The sequence below is a fragment of the Virgibacillus aidingensis genome, assembly GCF_010994035.1.
Lineage (GTDB): Bacteria > Bacillota > Bacilli > Bacillales > Amphibacillaceae > Virgibacillus_N.
In genome coordinates, this window is the sequence record NZ_WIXN01000006.1 from 143,033 (window position 1) to 161,928 (window position 18,896).

Sequence of the window (18,896 nt, forward strand, 5' to 3'; positions counted from 1 at the left end):
TACATGGCCTTACCCCCAAGTACTTAAAAATTTAAACAAAACAGATTTAAAGGAGTCTCTTTAGCAATAAGCCTGGTTTTCTAATGTTCATTCCATCTTATTTATGATAGAATAATAATAGATTTATAATTTGCTTACATACATATCCATTATGTGGACTTTTTGCCGGAAGAATGGTGAAAGTCTTCGTTTTGTTTACACTTGGGAATGTACAAAATTTCACCATAAAAGGGATTGAGGATGCTGAAATATTAAGGACCTAAGTATAAAAAACATTGGGAAGCAATAAAACTATTGATTGTTGTATAACTCCCTAAAGCAGCATAAAGCTGTATTTAAAAGAAATTCATGTATCAGTACATTGGATGGATAATTTTTTTAAAAGAGGAAGTATAAATCAAATTGTTTCACGTGAAACATTTTTATTTTACATCGCAAAAGGTGGTGTTAATAGATGGTAAAACCCTTTAACAGGATTTTTGGTTTGGGAGAAAAGGATGAAGAATCGGAGGCAGACAGCTACCATCCGGATGAAGTTGTTCAGATTCCTGTAAATGCTATTGAACCTAACCGGTTTCAGCCCCGTTCTATTTTTAGTGAGGAAAAGATTAAAGAGCTTGCTCAAACCATTCATACACATGGAATGATTCAGCCCATTGTAGTCCGGAAAATACATCCGGATGAAGAAAAGTATGAATTAATTGCAGGGGAAAGAAGATGGAGAGCTGTTAAAAAGCTGGAGTGGGAATATGTCTCTGCAATTATCAGAGAAATGAATGACAAAGAAATTGCCTCCGTTGCATTAATAGAAAACCTGCAGCGGGAAGAACTGACAGTTATTGAGGAAGCGAATGCTTATGCAAAACTGTTGGAAATGCATGGATTAACACAGGAAGCATTGGCACAGCGGCTTGGAAAAAACCAATCCACTATTGCGAATAAGCTCCGTTTGCTTAAATTATCCGAAGAAATACAGGAAGCATTGCTGAATAAACATATAACGGAGCGTCATGCCAGGGCACTGATCAAATTGGAAGACCCGAAGCAGCAATTAAAAGTACTGCAGGAAATTTTGGAGGCGGACTTAAATGTTAAACAGACAGAAGAAAGAATAAGTAAATTGAACGCCCCAAAAGAACAGAAAAAGAAAAAACGGGCACAATGGAAAGGGATTAATAAAGATGTCCGGATAGCAATGAACACGATCAGACAGTCACTTGCCATGGTAAATGATACCGGTGTGGATGTGGAATCAGATGAACAGGAAATGGATGATTACTATCAAATTACGATAAAAATACCGAAACAGAAATAATATATTCATTGTATAATACGAAATAAAGCAGAACTTATATCATATGTTTTATACTTTTGCACAGCAATTTTAATACCCATCAGTATGGTGGGTATTTTTAACTCATAAAGAAATGTTTTTCTTTACATTAACGATAAAATTAAAAATGGATAACAAAAGCATAATTTCTGCTCTTTTTCTCTAAAATAATGGTAGAATAATAGTTATATTGTTTAGGAAGGTGTCAATTTAAAATGGGTAAAATAATTTCGATTGCAAATCAAAAAGGTGGAGTAGGAAAAACGACCTCTTCCGTGAACCTTAGTGCCAGCCTTGCTTATTATGGCAATAAAGTATTAATGGTAGATATAGATCCCCAGGGCAACGCTACGAGCGGGGCAGGCATTAATAAAGCAGATGTAAAACATTGTATATATAATGTGCTTATTGAAGAAATGATAGCAGAAAATGTCGTCGTACAAACAGATGTTGCAAATTTGGATATTATTCCTGCAACGATTCAACTTGCCGGTGCAGAAATTGAGCTTGTACCGACAATATCAAGAGAAGTACGCTTAAAAAAATCGCTTGAAGATCTGAAAAGCTCCTATGATTACATTATTATTGACTGTCCCCCGTCACTAGGCCTGCTTACTTTAAATGCATTAACCACGTCAGATACGGTACTGATACCTGTACAATGTGAATATTACGCATTGGAAGGACTCAGCCAATTGCTGAATACAATTCGTCTCGTACAAAAACATTTAAATAAGAAATTAATGATTGAAGGTGTATTGTTAACCATGCTGGATGCACGTACTAACTTAGGTATCCAGGTCATTGAGGAAGTAAAAAAATATTTTCAGGATAAAGTATATAAAGCAATTATACCCAGAAATGTAAGGCTGGGAGAGGCTCCAAGCCATGGACAGCCTATCATCATGTATGATTCGAAGTCAAAAGGTGCACAAGTATATCTTGAATTAGCGAAGGAAGTGATGGCCAATGGCGAGAGGGTTGGGTAAAGGGATTAATGCTTTTTTTCCGGATATAGAAGAACATGATGATGCAATGATAAAGGAAATTCCTATTTCAGAATGCAGACCAAACCCGTATCAACCTAGAAAAACATTTCATGCAGATGCAATTGAAGAATTGAAAGAGTCCATACTTGAATATGGTGTCATTCAGCCAATCATCGTTCGAAAAAGTATTAAAGGATACGAAATTGTGGTTGGAGAACGACGTTACCGCGCCGCAAAGGAAGCAGGATTGGATACTATTCCTGCAGTTGAGAAAGAATTGACAGATGCAAATATGATGGAGCTGGCGCTGCTTGAGAATTTGCAGCGGGAGGACTTAACACCTATTGAAGAAGCCCATGCTTATGCAAACTTAATGAAGGAGCTGGAAATTACCCAGGAGGAATTATCAAGAAGACTTGGTAAAAGCCGCTCCCATATCGCCAATATTGTCCGTTTGTTGACACTCCCCGAACAGGTAATAGCCTATATTAACAATGGTGAGTTATCTATGGGGCATGGACGGGCTTTAATCGGCATCAAGGATAAAAATAAAATTGTTCCATTTGTAAATAAAATAAGAAAAGAAAAGTTAAATGTACGACAGGTAGAACAGTTAATCGTTAAGTTAAATGAAGGAACAGAAAAGAAAAAGAAAGAAAAGCCAAAGAAAGATATCTTTTTACAGGAGCAGGAATCTGTTTTAAGAGAGCGTTTGGGAACCGCAGTAAGTATTCAACGCGGAAAGCGGAAAGGGAAAATTGAAATCGAATTTTATAATGACAGTGATTTGGAGAGAATTATTGAGGTTTTGGAAAAATAATGGTTTAAAGTGGCTGGGACAGAACACTGAGTAAGTATAGAAAAGACAAACAATCCACCATATTAGCTCCGGAAATATACGTAGACTCCAGCGGGAGCAAAGGCATCGGTAAGACCCCACAGTGCGTTAGCAATTTTTACTTGCGAGGAGTGCTGCACCACTGAGACACTTGCAACACGACGAGCACGAGGAGACTTACCAGCCGCCCGCGGCAAAGCAGACACCGAGAGAACGACCAAAGGGAGTTTGAACGGATGTCGCACTTGTGCCAATGGTGAAAGCGTAGTATATTTCCGGAGCGGGTTTTAAGCTTAGTGTATAAGGATGTTTGGGTTTCTGTTTACTAAAATTGTTTTGTCCCAGCCTCTTTTAGGATATTATGTAAAATTTAAAAGGAAGAGAGGGGTATAATGATCTATTTTGATCAGGCTGCATCATCTTTTCCCAAGCCGCCTGAAGTAGCTGAAGCGATGTACAAGGCAGTAATACAAAACCCGGCGAATCCGGGCAGGGGATCCCATCGGCTGGCTAGAGAAGCAGCAGGTATAATTTTTCAAGCCAGGGAAAAGGCTGCCCAGTTATTCGGAATGACAGATCCAAAGAAAGCTGTTTTTTTCCATAACGCTACTGCTGCTTTAAATCAGGCTGTAAAAGGATTTAATTGGCAAGAAGGGGAACACATTATTGCGACTAATTTTGAACATAATTCCATTCGCAGACCATTAGTTTATTTAGAAAAAAAATATAAGATTGATGTTACATATATAGATTGGCATGAGCAGGATAATAAAATAATTGACCAGGTTGAACAAGCAATAAAGGGAAATACCAGATTAATTGCGATGACACATGCATCTAATGTTACTGGTGCTGTATTTCCACTAAAAAAAATAATGGAAATCGCTAAACAGCATGGCATCACTACGCTGGTTGATGGTTCGCAAACAGTTGGCCATATGGATATTCATATGAAGGATGATCAAATTGATATGCTTGTTTTTCCGGGACATAAAGCGTTGCTAGGTCCGCAGGGAACCGGGATGCTGTTGGTCGAAGGCGATATTCCATTAATTCCGATCTATCATGGAGGAACCGGCGGATATTCGAAGTTGATTGATCAGCCTGAACAATGGCCGGAAAGAATGGAAAGCGGTACACTGAACTTGCCTGGAATTGCCGGTCTATTGGCTGCCATGGAAGCTTTTGAAAAGGGGAAAGGTAGAAATGTTCCACGTGAAACATTTCTGATAAACAAATTGTTGAAGGGATTGGAGACGGTTCCAGGTGTACAAATATATGGTCCGGACCAAAACCCAAACAGACTTCCTATAGCAGCATTTAATATACTGCATGCGAATTCGCAGGAAATAGCAGCTATACTTGATTCTCATTATGATATCGCAGTAAGGGCAGGATTGCATTGCAGCCCGCTCACCCATGAAACATTAAATACTGCAAACCAGGGTATGGTCAGAGCTAGCTTAAGTTATTATAATACAGAGGAAGAAGTAGATATATTTCTGCAGGCTGTGAGGGAAATAGCAGAGTCATATCAGGAATTTTAATTATGGAGTTGGGTACATGGCTTTATATGGAACATTGATCAATGGGATATTAATTATTGCAGGCAGTATACTGGGTCTGTTTTTTACAAAGATACCCGAAAAATATAAAGAAACAGTAATGCATGGAATCGGTCTTGTTGTCACATTAATAGGATTGCAAATGGCATTTTCCACTGAGATTATTGTGATCGTATTGCTGAGCTTGCTCTCAGGAGCGATTATAGGAGAGTTTTTTAAGATAGAGGATGGATTAAACCAATTTGGTACGTGGATTGGAAGCAAGTTTACCAATAATCAAGATGATGTAAGTGTGTCCCAGGGATTTGTCACCGCCTCTTTAATTTTTGTCGTGGGAGCAATGTCGATTATTGGCGCATTGGATGGCGGGCTCAGGGGGGACCATGAGGTACTTGTTACAAAAGGGTTTATTGATGGATTTGTTGCGCTGGTATTAACAACCACACTTGGATTTGGTGTCATTCTTTCTGTTTTTCCTGTCGTTATTTATCAGGGATCCATAGCACTGCTGGCAACACAAATAGACAGGTGGATACCTGAGCAAATACTGCAGGGGATGATTATAGAAATTACAGCAGTGGGCGGTTTATTAATCGCAGCTATAGGATTAAACCTATTGAAGATTGTAAATATCCGTATTGGAAATCTGCTGCCTGCCATATTTATGGCAGTGCCAATATACTATATATATTATCTAATATAAATGGAAACAGCTTAGATAAAATCTAAGCTGTTTTTAAATAAAGTCTTTATTCGGTTTCTGAATGACAACGGCAGGGGAGGCAATATGATAAGTCAAAGTTTGATCGATTTTATACAAAATATCAGCTGCTTTTTTTGCCATATCGACTACGCCCGACAACCTGGTATTTTGAAGAACGGAATGCTCCATAAAACCACTGACATTCACTACCCCGGTCATATGTATATCCCCAATTTCAGGCAAAGATTTATTTAGAGCCGCCCCTGGTTTAATACTCCCCAGACCGGTAATTAAATGGCCGACAGAAGAAGGTTTTCCGAGGCAGGCATCCACCGCAATGATAAATGGGCGCCGATATGTATGCTTGATAAGGTTAATATGTTCCTGCAAATTAGCCGCATGCACAGGATCCCCCAAGGTTCCGTGAACATAAATATGCTTTGGTTTTAACTCCGTCAGGAAATAGCCTGTCAGTGGACCAAAAGCATCCCCGGTGGACCGGTCAGTGCCAATGCAAACAATCACATATTCCCTGGGAGCCTCAGGCAGCCATGAAATTAAAGTATTACCCATCATTTCCGTAATATTCTCATTCGTATGGAGCATGCGCAGCTGATCTTTTTTTACAGTCAAATGCTTTTTAAAATTCATAGCTTATCCTCCAAAATCATATTGTTACAGTATACGGATTTTTTAGAGAATGTATACATACATCATATAAATATTGGGGGAAAAATAATGCTGCAAGCTGGTTTGAAATGGATGTTTTTAATTATTGGAACAACAATTGGAGCAGGCTACGCCTCCGGGAGGGAATTATGGCAATTTTTTGGGCATGAAAGTGGACTGGCTATCCTTCTGTTCAGTACTTTCTTTTCCCTATCCTGTATAGTAATCATGAATTTAAGCTATCAAAAAAGGACGGAGCACTATTTACCGGTATTACAGGATATTGTAGGGCTGAAACTGACTAAAGTTTATGATGTAATGATATTCCTGTATTTATATACGACTACTGTTGTAATGATAGCCGGCAGCGGTGCCACAGGACAGGCGTTTAACTTTTCTTACTGGTGGGGAATTGTTATTATTGTAGTTGCCTTGATTTTCCTATTTATAAAAGGGATAAACGGGCTATTGTCTATAAATCAGTTCATCCTGCCATTATTAATCGCTGGCCTGTTATCTGTATTATTATTATTTACATTTGATCAGGAACTTTCCTTATTTTCACATTGGCACGAACAACGGAATTGGATGGCAGCATTTCCGTTCACTGCACTAAACATCCTCCCACTAATTGCTGTACTTGGAGCCATCGGCAATAAAGTGGAAACAAAAGGAGAAATTTTAATTGCCTCTATTGGCAGCGGGATTACCTTAGGTGTGGTATCTTATATTTATAACAACAGTCTGATTCAAATTGCAGATGAACTACTTTTGTATGAGATCCCTTTATTTGCTATACTAAAAAACTATCCGTTTGAAATGGTTGTTCTGATGACGATCCTGTTGTGGCTTGCCATATTTACAACAGCAGCTGCCGGAATATTGGGGCTGGTTACGAGAATGAAAGAATTTTTTCAGGGACCTTTATTGCTGGTAGTAGTAGTTACCCTGATTACAATGATACCGTTAACGTTATTCGGTTTTTCCACGCTGGTTAATTACCTTTATCCGATATACGGAATATTAAACTTATATGTACTGACAAGGCTGCTCACTTTTCCATTATGGTATAAACGAAATGATATCTAGCAGGTGGAAACAGGAGGAAAAGAGATGGAAGAAGTAAATGAAGAAATGATAAACTTTTGGGATTATATCACCGGTCCGGAATTATGGGCTGCCATAACCACCGGCTTAATACAGATATTAATTATTGTTATTCTGGCTGTAACTGTTGTCCGGGTCGCAAGGAGAGTCATTTACCGTTTATTCAGCAACAGGCAAAAGGGACCTATCCGGATTTCGCAGCGCAGGGAAAATACATTGAAAAGACTGGCCAGTAACGTGGTTGCTTATGTGGTTTATTTTATCGCAGGCATCATGATTCTCGATAATGTATTAGGTTTTCAGGTTGGCGCACTGCTGGCAGGTGCAGGTGTGGCAGGTCTTGCCATTGGTTTTGGTGCACAAAACCTTGTTCGTGATGTAATCACCGGTTTTTTCATTATATTTGAGGATCAATTTTCGGTAGGGGATTATGTTGCAGTTGCCGGTATTGAAGGCACGGTGGAAGAAATTGGGTTGCGGACAACCAAAGTGTTAAGCTGGACCGGGGAGATGAATGTGGTCCCAAATGGGGATATAACACAGGTAACGAATTACTCTGTCCATAATGGGCTGGCTCTAGTAGATATAAATATACCATATGAAAGCAGTGTATATGAGGCGGAAAAAATAATAAATGAAGTGGCCGCGACACTGCCGGAAAAATATGATTTCCTATTAGGGATACCGGAGATCATTGGCGTGCAAAATCTGGATGTATCCCATTTTGTCATTCGGGTGATTGCAGATACCAAGCCTGGCTTCCAATGGGCAGGCGAGCGAAATATCCGTAAAGAAATGCAGGATGCATTATACAAATCAGGCATTGAAATTCCGGCACCGCGTGTCGTTATGTATTCAAAAGAGGAAGAAGACCACATACGCGGACAAAATCGCGAGCGTGAATAATATTATTTGGTATAATGAAAGAAAAAAGGAGTACTGACGGTCTATGGCGGAAAAAGAATTTGGATTACATGATATTGTACAAATGAAAAAGCCGCACCCCTGCGGAGAAAACCGCTGGAAAATCATTCGCATGGGAATGGATATCCGGATTAAATGTCTTGGCTGTGACCACAGTGTGATGCTGCCAAGACGGGAATTTGCGAAGAAAATGAAAAAGGTGCTTGAAAAAGCAGAAGGGTAGTATTAAACTACATCAATTATAATGATAGAAATGACCATCCATTTTGCGGCAGTGAATTGGTGGTCATTTTAAAAACTGGCAGCCGCGCATTAAAATATATAAATCTACTTACGTAAAAAATTCTATAAAAAGGATAAAAATGGACAAAAAGACCTGTGAAATGGTAAAATAGAACTATAGAGAGAGCAGAAATGCAAAAAGAATAGGGTTAATAGCAAAAATGGGCATAGTAATATGCCTGTTTTTGTTTTTTGCGAACTTGTCAAGAGGACAGGCAGTATCTATAATGAGATAGACGCGTTCATTTGAAAGGAATCCTTAAGGAGTTGAAATTTGCATGGCATTGACAGCAGGAATTGTCGGGCTTCCAAATGTTGGAAAATCCACATTGTTTAATGCAATTACACAGGCCGGAGCGGAAGCGGCGAATTACCCATTTGCCACCATTGATCCGAATGTAGGAATTGTGGAAGTGCCCGATAATCGCTTAAATACATTAACACAGTTAGTAAAACCGAAAAAAACAGTACCAACAGCTTTTGAATTTACGGATATTGCCGGTATTGTAAAAGGTGCAAGCAAGGGGGAAGGGCTGGGAAACCAATTTTTATCACATATCCGCCAGGTAGATGCAATTTGTCAGGTTGTCCGTTGTTTTCAGGATGAAAATATTACCCATGTTTCGGGTAAGATCGATCCGATTGATGATATGGAGATTATTAATCTGGAGCTCATTCTGGCAGACCTGGAAACCGTAAACAAACGTTATCAGCGTGTAGAAAAAATGGCAAGACAAAAGGATAAAGAAGCCTTGGCTGAATTCAATGTTCTTTCTGTATTGAAAGAGGGGCTGGAATCAGAAAAACCGGTTCGTGCACTGGACTTTACAGAAGATCAGGAAAAAATCGTAAAAGGACTTCATTTACTGACAAGCAAACCTATGTTATACGTGGCAAATGTAAGTGAAGATGAAGTTGCAGATCCGGATGCCAATGAATACGTGCAAAAAGTAAAAGATTATGCAGCTAAAGAAGATGCGGAAGTCATTGTAATTTGTGCAAAGATTGAAGAAGAAATTTCAGAGCTGGATCAGGATGAAAAAGAAATGTTTCTTGACGAATTGGGCATTGCCGAATCAGGTCTGGATAAATTGATCAAAGCTTCCTACAGTTTGCTTGGACTGGCTACATATTTTACAGCCGGTGAACAGGAAGTACGGGCATGGACTTTCCGTCAGGGAATAAAAGCACCGCAGGCAGCAGGAGTTATTCATACGGATTTTGAAAGGGGATTTATCCGGGCAGAAACCGTTTCCTATGATGATCTTGTAGATGCAGGTTCTATGAATCAGGCCAGGGAAAATGGAAAAGTCCGCCTGGAAGGAAAAGAATACATTGTTCAGGACGGCGATGTTATTCATTTCCGCTTCAATGTATAAAATGTATCACGTAAATAGGATCTCTCGAAGACTTGTTATTTGAAAGATATTTTGGTATAATACACTATCGTGAGTAATGAAATATTGATTACTCCTTGCTCCTATCAAGAATAGGGGCCGCCAAGACCAAAAGGAGGTGTACCGGATGAGAAAATACGAAATCATGTATATCATCCGCCCGGACATTGAAGAAGAAGCTCAGAACAGCTTAATTGAGCGTTTCAACAACATTCTGACTGATAACGGGGCGGAGATTGAAAAAGTTGATGAAAAAGGCAAGAAGCGTCTTGCTTATGAAATCAATGATTACCGTGATGGATATTATGTTGTCATTAACTTTAAGGGTGACGAAGCAGCAATCAACGAGTTTGATCGCTTAGCCAAGTTCTCTGATGATATTATTCGCCATATGGCAATTCGAGAAGATGATCAATAATAGGGAGTGGTTCTGATGTTAAATCGTGTCGTACTAGTCGGCAGGTTAACGAAGGATCCTGATTTACGTTATACAGCAAGCGGTGTGGCGGTAGCTAATTTTACCGTAGCCTGCAACCGTCCTTTTTCCAATCAGCAGGGGGAACGCGAAGCCGACTTCATTAATTGTGTTGTTTGGCGCCGAAATGCTGAAAATCTGGCCAATTACATGAAAAAAGGAAGCATGATTGGTGTAGACGGCCGTGTGCAGACACGCCGGTTTGAAGGACAGGATGGCAAGACAGTATTTGTAACAGAAATTCTTGCAGAAAACATACAGTTTCTAGAATCAAAAGGTACTTCCCAAAACCGTGGAGGGGAGTCATCGGGATTCCAGCCAAATAGAAACCAGAACCAATTTCAGCCGAACCAAAATCAAAATCAAAATCAAAATCAAAGTCAAAATCAGAATCAGGAAGACCCATTTTCATCAAGCGGGGATCCGATTGATATATCTGATGATGACTTGCCGTTTTAAAATAGCTAGTTAAACTATAAATAGGAGGGATACACATGGCAGCTCGTCGCGGACGTGCAAAGCGTCGTAAAGTGTGTTACTTCACAGCGAACGGAATTACACACATTGATTATAAAGATGTAGATTTGCTGAGACGTTTCATTTCAGAACGCGGAAAAATTCTTCCCCGTCGTGTAACTGGAACTTCTGCAAAATATCAGCGTAAACTGACAAGAGCAATTAAACGTGCCCGTCAAATGGCATTATTGCCATATGTGGCCGAGTAATCTAAAAAACCTTCAAATGCGGATATGATCCGAATTTGGAGGTTTTTTTGTTGTGAGGAATTTATACCGGTATTCTAAAAAGTTTGAGGTGGGAGTTTGACGGGAAATCAATCAAATAAAGTATATCAAGGAAGGATGTGCTTTACATGGCAAAGAATAATAAACAGCCTATTTCAGGCCAAATTCCAGGTGAGGATCGTGTCAAAGTAGGCGCAATAGCGGAAGCAACCAATAAAAAACTGCAAGCAACCGAAATGGCCGGAACAAGAGGCACACAAAATACAGTTGATAAAGCCACTGTAGAAAAAATTATCCAGACCTGGCCCCTGCTGTCAAAGGAAGTTACCGAAACAATGATGAAATTTTACGGGGAACCGAATACAGCAACAGAAGCAGAAATTACCTGGTACTATAATGGCCCATGGAAAAGAACCATTGTTTATAAAGATGGCTATCCGCACGATTTTCCCGAGCCGCATACAGATATGCTGGAACAGGTCATCAATTATCATGTACCAGCTGAAAAAATCGGGGAACTGGCGATGCTTGAAGGAAGTTTATTTGTAGACCGTACAAAAGGGGAAGTGATGGTTCATTGTGACAATGAAGGAGCAAATACAATCTCCATGAATGTCATGCATGAAATTGTACAGGGCAAACGGACACCTGAGGAAGCCCGGGAAAAGATTAAAGAGCAAATTACGAAATTCATGAAAAACGAACCGGCTCCTTATGCGGAAGAATTGCTGTTTGATCTCCATGAGAAAGAACAATGGGACACAGATCATCCCGTGGTAGATGACCAGGAGCTGCTTCAGGCAGTGAAAGAGAAAAAACAATTATTGAATCTGGAAGATGAAAGACTGGCTTAACTTTAGAGAAACAGGGATATATAAAGAATCTTAGGCTGAAAGGGGCCCGGGAGCAGGGTCTCTTTTTTATGGAAAAAAGTTTTCCGTGTTGGTAAGCATGTTCAGAAATAGGGCATCTATCTGCTGCAAAAGCATCGCCGCCAGTTTGTCAAAGTACTTTATTCAGCAGCTTACCTTCTTCCATATATAAAATACGGTCCCCCAGCTTCTCGGCTTCTTCCTTTTGATGTGTAACCATAATAACAGGAATCTTCCATGTCTGATGCAATCGCAGTAATTCATCCTGGCATTCCAACCGTGTTTTTTCATCCAGTGCTGAAAAAGGTTCGTCCAAAAGCAAGCATTCCGGCTTTGTGGCCAGTGCGCGCACTAAAGCAACCCGCTGTTTTTCCCCGCCGGAAATCTGGTGCGGGTAGCTGGCAAGCAGATGGTGAATACCCACCACATCTGCCAGCTGGTGAACGAGCCCCTCTTCATTCGAGCCATACTGAATGTTTTTTTCCACTGTCATATGCGGAAAAAGAGCGTAGTCCTGAAACAAATACCCGATTTGCCGTTTTTGGATCGGAACGGCCCTCCTCTTTGTTTGAAAGAGCACACGGTCATTCAGCTGAATAAGTCCTTTATCCGGGTTGCTGATCCCTGCAATTGCATTTAAAATGGTAGTTTTCCCCGCGCCTGAAGGGCCGAACAAAACTACAATCTCATTATGGACCTTGAAAGAGACATCCAAAGAATAGTTTTTCAATTTTCTCATCAACTTTACTGAAAGCATTTAAAAACCACCCATCATTTTTCCGAAGTAAAACGCAAAATATTCCGGCCGCTCCACCAATTCAGCCATAAAATGGCCGCAAATCCTAAAATAATTATGCTGATGGTCCAGAACATGGCAGCTTCCGTATTCCCCGATTCCGCGGCAAAATAAATGGCGAGGGGAATAGTTTCCGTTTCATTTGGTATGTAGCCGGCAACCATTAGTGTGGCACCAAATTCCCCGAGTGCCCTGGCAAATGTAAGCACAAGTCCGGCCAGCAGTCCCGGCCAGGCAAGGGGGAAGGAAATAGTCCAAAACACCCGCCATCTGGACGCCCCCATGGTAAAAGCTGCATTTTCAAGCGACTGGTCATATTTTTGAAAGGAAGCAGCAGCACTCTGGTACATTAACGGAAAAGCCACTACAATGGCTGCCAGTACTGCTCCCGCCCAAGTAAAAACAATTTGAAAGTCAAACAATTGCAGTAAAAGGCTTCCGATCGGCCCGTTCCTTCCAAATAAATATAAAAGCCCAAAGCCCACCACCGTAGGAGGCAGAACGAGCGGCAGCATGATCAAAGCTTCCAGCGGCCGCTTTCCGGGAAAATCATTTCTTGCCATGATTCTTGCACATACAGTTCCAAGTATAAACACGATGGCTGTAGCAATCCCGGCAATTTGCAATGATAAAATTAATGGTGTAAAGTTCATTCCAGCCTACTTCCTTTATCATGAAGTACTAATTGATAAATCCGTGTGTTTCAAAAATTTCTTCTGCTGCATCACTTGTTAAAAAATCAATAAAGTTTTCCGCCTCTTTACTGCTTGTACTGTTTGTCATGACAGCCGCAGGGTAAGTGATTGGCTCATGCAGGGAAGTGTCTATTTCCAGTAAAATTTCCGTTTTTTCTGATTTTATGGCGTCCGTGTAATAAACAAATCCAATATCTGTGTTTCCTGATTCGACATAGGAGAGCGCCTGCCGGACATCTTTTGCAAAAATAAACTGTTCGGATATGTCCTCCCACACATTGGTTGCAATCAAAGCTTCCCTCGCATATTTTCCTGCCGGCACACTATCCGGATTGCCGACAGCTATGTTGTTTAAATCCAGTAAAGGCAAATCTTCAAGTGAATCAATTTCCAGTTTGCTTTCTTTTCCCCCTATAAGGACCATCCGGTTTTCTGCAAAATCCATTCTGGTTTCAGGCAGGATTAATTCCTGATCCTGGAGAAAATCCATACGCAATTGATCAGCGGATAGGAAAAGATCTACAGGGGCTCCCTGCTGAATTTGCTGGGACAAGGTGCCTGAACTACCGTAATTTACCGTAATATCAATATAGGGATGTGATTCTTCAAATACTTCCACAATATCCTGCAGCACATCTGAAAGACTTGTCGCAGCAGATATAAACAATTCGCTTTCTTCTGTAGAAGGGCGAAATAATTCATCATCTGATTGGCTGCTGCATCCGGTAAAGACGAGAAAGCCTGTTATTAACATAAGAAAATACTTCACTTAAAAAACTCCTTATTCATGAAAGATATGAAATTTTAGTTTTTACGGCGGCGCTTCCTGCGTTTTGGGTAAACGGAAATAATAGCCAGCAGCATGATCAGAATAAAAAGAACGGATAGGATTAAAAAGAAATTGCCGACTGGTATAAACAGCGCCGTCACTGTGTATAAAACAGCTGGAATCGTCGTGGCATACGCACTCATTTTCCAAAGTATAGAGAACCGCAGTTTCCTCCCCATCAGCCTGGCAACAGCCACGGCGATGTAAGCCACAAGGGAAAGGGACAGAAATACGATGATTGTTAATGGCAAATAAAAGAATATAAAGAAATAAATAAGAAAGAAAAGGAAATTCATTTCGGCCATTAAATTTTCCGCACCTGTCCATTGCGCTATAAAAGAGGGAACAGCCACAAGAAGAAGGAGCAAAAACATATATATTACCGTAATATCCATACCGATTCGATTCAATTTAAAAATTGCATTCTTATTTGGAAGTTTGATACTATGTATAAATGCTTGAAAAAAAATCATTATGACAGCCCTTTTGTATTTTAGATTAAACAGAAAGTGAATTTCTGCAGCATGATAAAAAATGGCATATGGAAATAAGCCATATACTCATTATAAGGCAAATGGACAAGAAATTCTTGTGAAGGGCTTGTATAAAAAGTGACATTTTCATGGAAGGCGGACGAACCCGGATGTAATCTCTGTACTTTTTACAGGTATATAGATAAGCCCATTTTGTCATGCAATAAAAAAATCTGCCAAATTATTACCCGGGAAATATTTTATTCAACGTATTTCGACAACTATTTCAGATAAAAACATGTTATCATAATATAACAATCCAATTACACACATATAAACATGATGGGGCAGACCAATACGGATAAAGCCGGGGACGATGTAAAAGTATCAGGTTTTGCGACCTGCATTGCCAGCAAGGAATACGTCACATATACTGACGAATTCTTTAAAAGAATAATGGCTGGTATTATCATAAAAGGAAAGCAGTAACTTAAGGAGGGAAGGTCGCCTTCTTTCCCATGCTTAAAAACAGGGGATCCAGCGACCGTTTTGATGAATCAATCAAAAAGATTAACGGATGGAGCTTTATGGACAGTAATATACATTTTACTGATGATAATAGCAGTTTATGTACCGGTTATATCGCTTTTTGGCCTGCTGTTATTACCTGTTCCAATTACGATATATGCTTCCCGGTATGATTGGAAATCTGCAGCTTTAATGGGAATAACGGCAATTATTTTGTCGACGCTGACTGCAACGGTTGCCTCCCTGCCTTTGGCTGTCATGACAGTGCTGGGCGGAGTAGTGATCGGGAGTGCCATCCGGCAAAATGTTTCCGCATACGAAACATGGGCACGAGGCACTTTAGGCTTTGTTGGCGGCCTTTTATTTGTATTTGTATTTATCCAGCTTGTTTTCCAAATCAACTTAGTGGAACAAATAGAACAAATGATGAATGAATCATGGGAAATGACGGAAAACATGATGGGGCAATTCGGTGTCCAGGAACAAATGGAAGAGACACAGACGGTAATGCAGGATCTTATTGGTGTTATGATTGATTTATTTCCTGTGTTTCTGGCCGGTACTGCCGTAGTTTTTGCGTTCTTCAGCCAGTGGATCAGCTATAAAGTGATAAACAAAATTGAAAATAAAAACTATCGTTTTCCGCCATTCCGCAATTTGCGCTTTCCAATATCTCTTATTTGGATTTATTTTGGAGCTTTTCTATTATCATTTTTCATGGCAGAGTCCGATAGCAGTTTATACATTGCGGTACAAAACCTTTTCGTGCTAGTTGGGCTCCTTATGGCAGTTCAGGGTATTTCCTTTATCTTTTTTTACGCACACCATAAAAAAATGTCCAAAGCATTGCCGGTAATCAGTATAATTTTGACAGTGCTTTTTCCAATGTTTTTTCTTTATTTGATACGAATAATCGGTATAATTGACTTAGGATTTGGTTTAAGAGACAGACTTGGAGATAAAAAGGGCTGAAAAAAACCGGTGCATGACCCGTGTTTTATGTAATCAGACCAGATGCAGCCCGGACTTTAGCCAAGTACTGACACAATAAAAGCCAGCATTAAAATTTATTTCCTGCTCCGTGATTGGAGAACATGAGAAAAATCTGCTTTGGAATGAGCTGGTATGATACCTGTCAGTTGTTTTTAATATAAACAGGTTCAGCAATGTGAAGCAGGGTATCATACCCGTTGTGAGGAGCTGAAGACGATGGCGGAATTACAAAAAAAATCAAGATTCAGCAGCCATTTATGGATCATTTATTTATTGTCCATTATTTTGCTTGCCGTGATATGGTATTTCCAATGGGTACTGGGCCTGATTATGACTGTTCTGCTTGCAGTATCCTTTTATTACAGTATCCGAACCGAAAGAACATTGCAAAGTGAAGCGGAAAGATACATTACTACGCTCTCCCACCGGATTAAAAAAGTCGGTGAGGAAGCACTGCTGGAAATGCCCTTTGGTATTATTTTATATAATGAAGAATACAAGATTGAATGGACCAACCCATACATGAATAAATTCAGTGAGGATGAAAATCTTGTAGGAAGCTCGCTAAATGATCTTTCAGAGGATATTATTCCGATGATTAAGGAGAATAATGAGGAATTCTGGTTCAGTGTGAATGATTATAAGTTCATGACCACTGTAAGAAAAGATGAGCGCCTGCTTTATTTGTTTGATCGGACGGCACAATCGGAGTTGCAGCAATTATATCGTAATGATCAGACGGTGTTAGCAATTATATTCCTGGATAATTATGAAGAAATCACCCAAAACATGGACGATACACATAAGAGCCAGTTGAACTCTGAAGTGACTGCCAGGTTAAATGAATGGTCCAAAAAACACGGACTCTACTTAAAGCGCACGTCGCAGGAACGCTTTTTAGCGGTAGGGACGGAAGAAATATTACGGAAGTTGGAAGACAATAAATTTGATATACTGGATGAAATCCGCGGACTGGATATGGAGCAGGGAAATCCGGTTACCTTAAGTATCGGAGTTGGCTCCGGAGAGCTCGGCCTGCCTGCGCTTGGCGAACTTGCGCAGTCCAGCCTTGATTTGGCACTGGGTCGAGGCGGTGACCAGGTTGCCATTAAAGGGGAGCACGGAAAAGTCCGTTTCTATGGCGGAAAAACAAATCCCATGGAAAAACGGACACGGGTTCGCGCCAGGGTAATATCCCATGCATTGAGAGATTTGGTCAGAGCAAGTGACAATGTAATTATTATGGGTCATAAATCTCCGGATATGGATTCTATTGGTGCAGCCATTGGGATATTGAATATTGCCCAGTCCAACGAGGTGGACGGCTACATCGTCTTTGATGAAGATGATGTGGATACAGGCGTTTACCGGCTTGTGGAAGCAATTAAAGGAGACGAGGAGTTATGGCAGTATTTTATCCCGCCGGATGAGGCAGAAGAGTTAACAGACTCGCGAAGTCTTGTTGTCATTGTGGATACCCATAAACCATCCATGGTGGCAGAGGACCGGATTTTGAAGCTGTCTGATCATAAGGTAGTGATTGATCACCATAGAAGGTCGGAGGAATTCGTGGAAAATCCAACCCTCGTTTATATGGAACCATATGCTTCTTCTACAGCAGAGCTGGTTACCGAGCTTTTGGAGTACCAGCCAAAAACGAAAAAGCTGAAAATGCTGGAAGCAACAGCGCTATTATCCGGGATTATTGTTGATACCAAGAGCTTTACATTGCGAACAGGATCCCGTACCTTTGATGCGGCTTCCTATCTGCGTTCCAAGGGAGCAGATACTGTGCTTGTTCAGCGGTTTATGAAGGAAGACCTCGACATTTATATTAAACGGAGCAGATTAATTGAAAGAACAGAAATCTTTCATGATAATATAGCCATTTCTGCAGCTGAGAGCGGCATTACCTATGGGCCGGTTATCCTAGCACAGGCAGCAGACACCCTGCTGACCATGAGCGGGGTCAGGGCTTCCTTTGTCATTTCCGAGCGGGAAGATGGCAGGATCGGAATCAGTGCCAGGTCACTGGGGGATATCAATGTACAGATCATTATGGAGAAAATGAATGGCGGCGGCCATTTAACAAATGCTGCTACCCAAATAGAAGATACAACCATCTCGGATGCCGAGAAGCTGTTAAAAGATATTTTAACGGAGTATTTTGAAGGGAGAGAAGAAGAGTGAAAGTAATTTTTCTAAAAGATGTGAAGGGTAAAGGAAAAAAAGGTGATGTCAAAAATGTTTCGGATGGCTATGCACGAAATTATCTTTTGAAGAATAATCTTGCCCAGGAAGCGACTCCCGGCAATTTGAAGGCGCTGGAAGCAAAGAAAAAGAAAAATGAGCAATTGGAACAGGAAGAAAAAGAAGAGGCGATGAACCTCAAGGATACGCTGGCTGATTTAACGGTAGAGCTGAAGGCAAAGTCAGGAGACAGCGGCCGGCTGTTCGGCTCGATTACGAGCAAGCAGATTGCAGATGCCCTTGAGAAACAGCATGGCTACAAAATTGATAAGCGAAAAATGGAATTGGATCAGCCAATCCGTGCATTGGGCTACACCACCGTGCCGGTGAAACTGCATCCGGAAGTTTCCGGTTCCGTGAAAGTGCATGTGACAGAACAAAAGTAGAACCGGAATATGGAATTGGGGAATTTTTAAGCTAACGGACTCACTGGAA

Annotated in this window: 21 protein-coding genes; 16 read left to right on the forward strand and 5 right to left on the reverse strand. The window is 40.5% G+C overall.

From position 1 onward, the window contains the following. Positions 1-454: 454 nt before the first annotated feature. The 5 genes from noc to GHD25_RS07100 all read left to right on the forward strand — a co-directional run bounded on the left by noc (position 455) and on the right by GHD25_RS07100 (position 5,428). Positions 455-1,315, forward strand: coding sequence for a nucleoid occlusion protein (gene noc, locus GHD25_RS07080; RefSeq protein ID WP_164215683.1), 861 nt, complete (start codon positions 455-457; stop codon positions 1,313-1,315). A 233-nt stretch (positions 1,316-1,548) separates the two neighbouring features. After that, positions 1,549-2,322: a ParA family protein gene (locus GHD25_RS07085; protein ID WP_164215684.1), complete on the forward strand. Its 774-nt coding sequence runs from the start codon at positions 1,549-1,551 to the stop codon at positions 2,320-2,322. Continuing rightward, complete coding sequence (locus GHD25_RS07090; RefSeq protein WP_164215685.1) at positions 2,303-3,142, forward strand: ParB/RepB/Spo0J family partition protein; 840 nt, start codon at positions 2,303-2,305, stop codon at positions 3,140-3,142. The genes GHD25_RS07085 and GHD25_RS07090 overlap by 20 nt, the downstream gene beginning before the upstream one ends. A 410-nt stretch (positions 3,143-3,552) precedes the next feature. Next, a complete protein-coding gene (locus tag GHD25_RS07095; RefSeq protein ID WP_164215686.1) occupies positions 3,553-4,707 on the forward strand; it encodes an aminotransferase class V-fold PLP-dependent enzyme in 1,155 nt (384 codons plus the stop codon). Positions 4,708-4,723: 16 nt separating this feature from the next. Then, a complete protein-coding gene (locus GHD25_RS07100) occupies positions 4,724-5,428 on the forward strand; it encodes a DUF554 domain-containing protein (RefSeq protein ID WP_164215687.1) in 705 nt (234 codons plus the stop codon). A gap of 33 nt (positions 5,429-5,461) precedes the next feature. Here the strand turns inward: GHD25_RS07100 and yyaC are convergent, their stop codons facing one another. Further along, positions 5,462-6,079: a spore protease YyaC gene (gene yyaC, locus GHD25_RS07105; RefSeq protein WP_164215688.1), complete on the reverse strand. Its 618-nt coding sequence runs from the start codon at positions 6,077-6,079 to the stop codon at positions 5,462-5,464. A gap of 87 nt (positions 6,080-6,166) precedes the next feature. Here yyaC and GHD25_RS07110 point away from each other — a divergent pair, with 87 nt between their 5' ends. From GHD25_RS07110 to GHD25_RS07145, 8 genes are all read left to right on the forward strand, one after another. Beyond that, positions 6,167-7,186, forward strand: a complete 1,020-nt coding sequence (locus GHD25_RS07110; protein ID WP_164215689.1) for a YkvI family membrane protein — start codon at positions 6,167-6,169, stop codon at positions 7,184-7,186. A gap of 24 nt (positions 7,187-7,210) precedes the next feature. Then, positions 7,211-8,110 (forward strand): mechanosensitive ion channel family protein, encoded by a 900-nt coding sequence (locus GHD25_RS07115; RefSeq protein ID WP_164215690.1) that lies wholly within the window; start codon positions 7,211-7,213, stop codon positions 8,108-8,110. A 43-nt stretch (positions 8,111-8,153) separates the two neighbouring features. Continuing rightward, complete coding sequence (locus tag GHD25_RS07120; RefSeq protein ID WP_164215691.1) at positions 8,154-8,351, forward strand: DUF951 domain-containing protein; 198 nt, start codon at positions 8,154-8,156, stop codon at positions 8,349-8,351. Between the two features lie 337 nt (positions 8,352-8,688). Continuing rightward, complete coding sequence (ychF, locus tag GHD25_RS07125; protein ID WP_164215692.1) at positions 8,689-9,789, forward strand: redox-regulated ATPase YchF; 1,101 nt, start codon at positions 8,689-8,691, stop codon at positions 9,787-9,789. Positions 9,790-9,934: 145 nt separating this feature from the next. Continuing rightward, positions 9,935-10,225, forward strand: coding sequence for a 30S ribosomal protein S6 (gene rpsF, locus GHD25_RS07130; RefSeq protein ID WP_164215693.1), 291 nt, complete (start codon positions 9,935-9,937; stop codon positions 10,223-10,225). A gap of 15 nt (positions 10,226-10,240) precedes the next feature. Continuing rightward, on the forward strand, positions 10,241-10,741 hold the full coding sequence (gene ssb, locus GHD25_RS07135) for a single-stranded DNA-binding protein (protein WP_164215694.1): 501 nt from the start codon (positions 10,241-10,243) through the stop codon (positions 10,739-10,741). 35 nt (positions 10,742-10,776) lie between these two features. After that, complete coding sequence (rpsR, locus tag GHD25_RS07140) at positions 10,777-11,007, forward strand: 30S ribosomal protein S18 (protein WP_164215695.1); 231 nt, start codon at positions 10,777-10,779, stop codon at positions 11,005-11,007. A gap of 146 nt (positions 11,008-11,153) precedes the next feature. Beyond that, positions 11,154-11,879 (forward strand): hypothetical protein, encoded by a 726-nt coding sequence (locus GHD25_RS07145; RefSeq protein WP_164215696.1) that lies wholly within the window; start codon positions 11,154-11,156, stop codon positions 11,877-11,879. Positions 11,880-12,027: 148 nt separating this feature from the next. On the opposite strand, the gene GHD25_RS07150 is transcribed toward GHD25_RS07145, so the two are convergent. The 4 genes from GHD25_RS07150 to GHD25_RS07165 are packed head-to-tail and all read right to left on the reverse strand — an operon-like array spanning position 12,028 to position 14,690. Continuing rightward, positions 12,028-12,654 (reverse strand): ATP-binding cassette domain-containing protein, encoded by a 627-nt coding sequence (locus tag GHD25_RS07150; protein ID WP_164215697.1) that lies wholly within the window; start codon positions 12,652-12,654, stop codon positions 12,028-12,030. A gap of 14 nt (positions 12,655-12,668) precedes the next feature. Beyond that, complete coding sequence (gene modB, locus GHD25_RS07155) at positions 12,669-13,346, reverse strand: molybdate ABC transporter permease subunit (RefSeq protein WP_164215698.1); 678 nt, start codon at positions 13,344-13,346, stop codon at positions 12,669-12,671. Positions 13,347-13,374: 28 nt separating this feature from the next. Next, a complete protein-coding gene (modA, locus tag GHD25_RS07160; RefSeq protein WP_240452262.1) occupies positions 13,375-14,157 on the reverse strand; it encodes a molybdate ABC transporter substrate-binding protein in 783 nt (260 codons plus the stop codon). 35 nt (positions 14,158-14,192) lie between these two features. Next, complete coding sequence (locus GHD25_RS07165) at positions 14,193-14,690, reverse strand: DUF1189 family protein (protein WP_164215699.1); 498 nt, start codon at positions 14,688-14,690, stop codon at positions 14,193-14,195. A 552-nt stretch (positions 14,691-15,242) separates the two neighbouring features. On the opposite strand from GHD25_RS07165, the gene GHD25_RS07170 reads away from it, so the two are divergent. The 3 genes from GHD25_RS07170 (at position 15,243) to rplI (ending at position 18,847) form a co-directional block, all read left to right on the forward strand. Continuing rightward, the gene (locus tag GHD25_RS07170) at positions 15,243-16,190 is read left to right on the forward strand and encodes a YybS family protein (RefSeq protein ID WP_164215700.1); all 948 of its coding nucleotides are present in this window, start codon (positions 15,243-15,245) and stop codon (positions 16,188-16,190) included. Between the two features lie 237 nt (positions 16,191-16,427). Beyond that, the gene (locus tag GHD25_RS07175) at positions 16,428-18,401 is read left to right on the forward strand and encodes a DHH family phosphoesterase (protein ID WP_164215701.1); all 1,974 of its coding nucleotides are present in this window, start codon (positions 16,428-16,430) and stop codon (positions 18,399-18,401) included. Further along, positions 18,398-18,847: a 50S ribosomal protein L9 gene (gene rplI, locus GHD25_RS07180; protein WP_164215702.1), complete on the forward strand. Its 450-nt coding sequence runs from the start codon at positions 18,398-18,400 to the stop codon at positions 18,845-18,847. Before GHD25_RS07175 ends, rplI begins: the two co-directional genes overlap by 4 nt. Positions 18,848-18,896 lie beyond the last annotated feature (49 nt).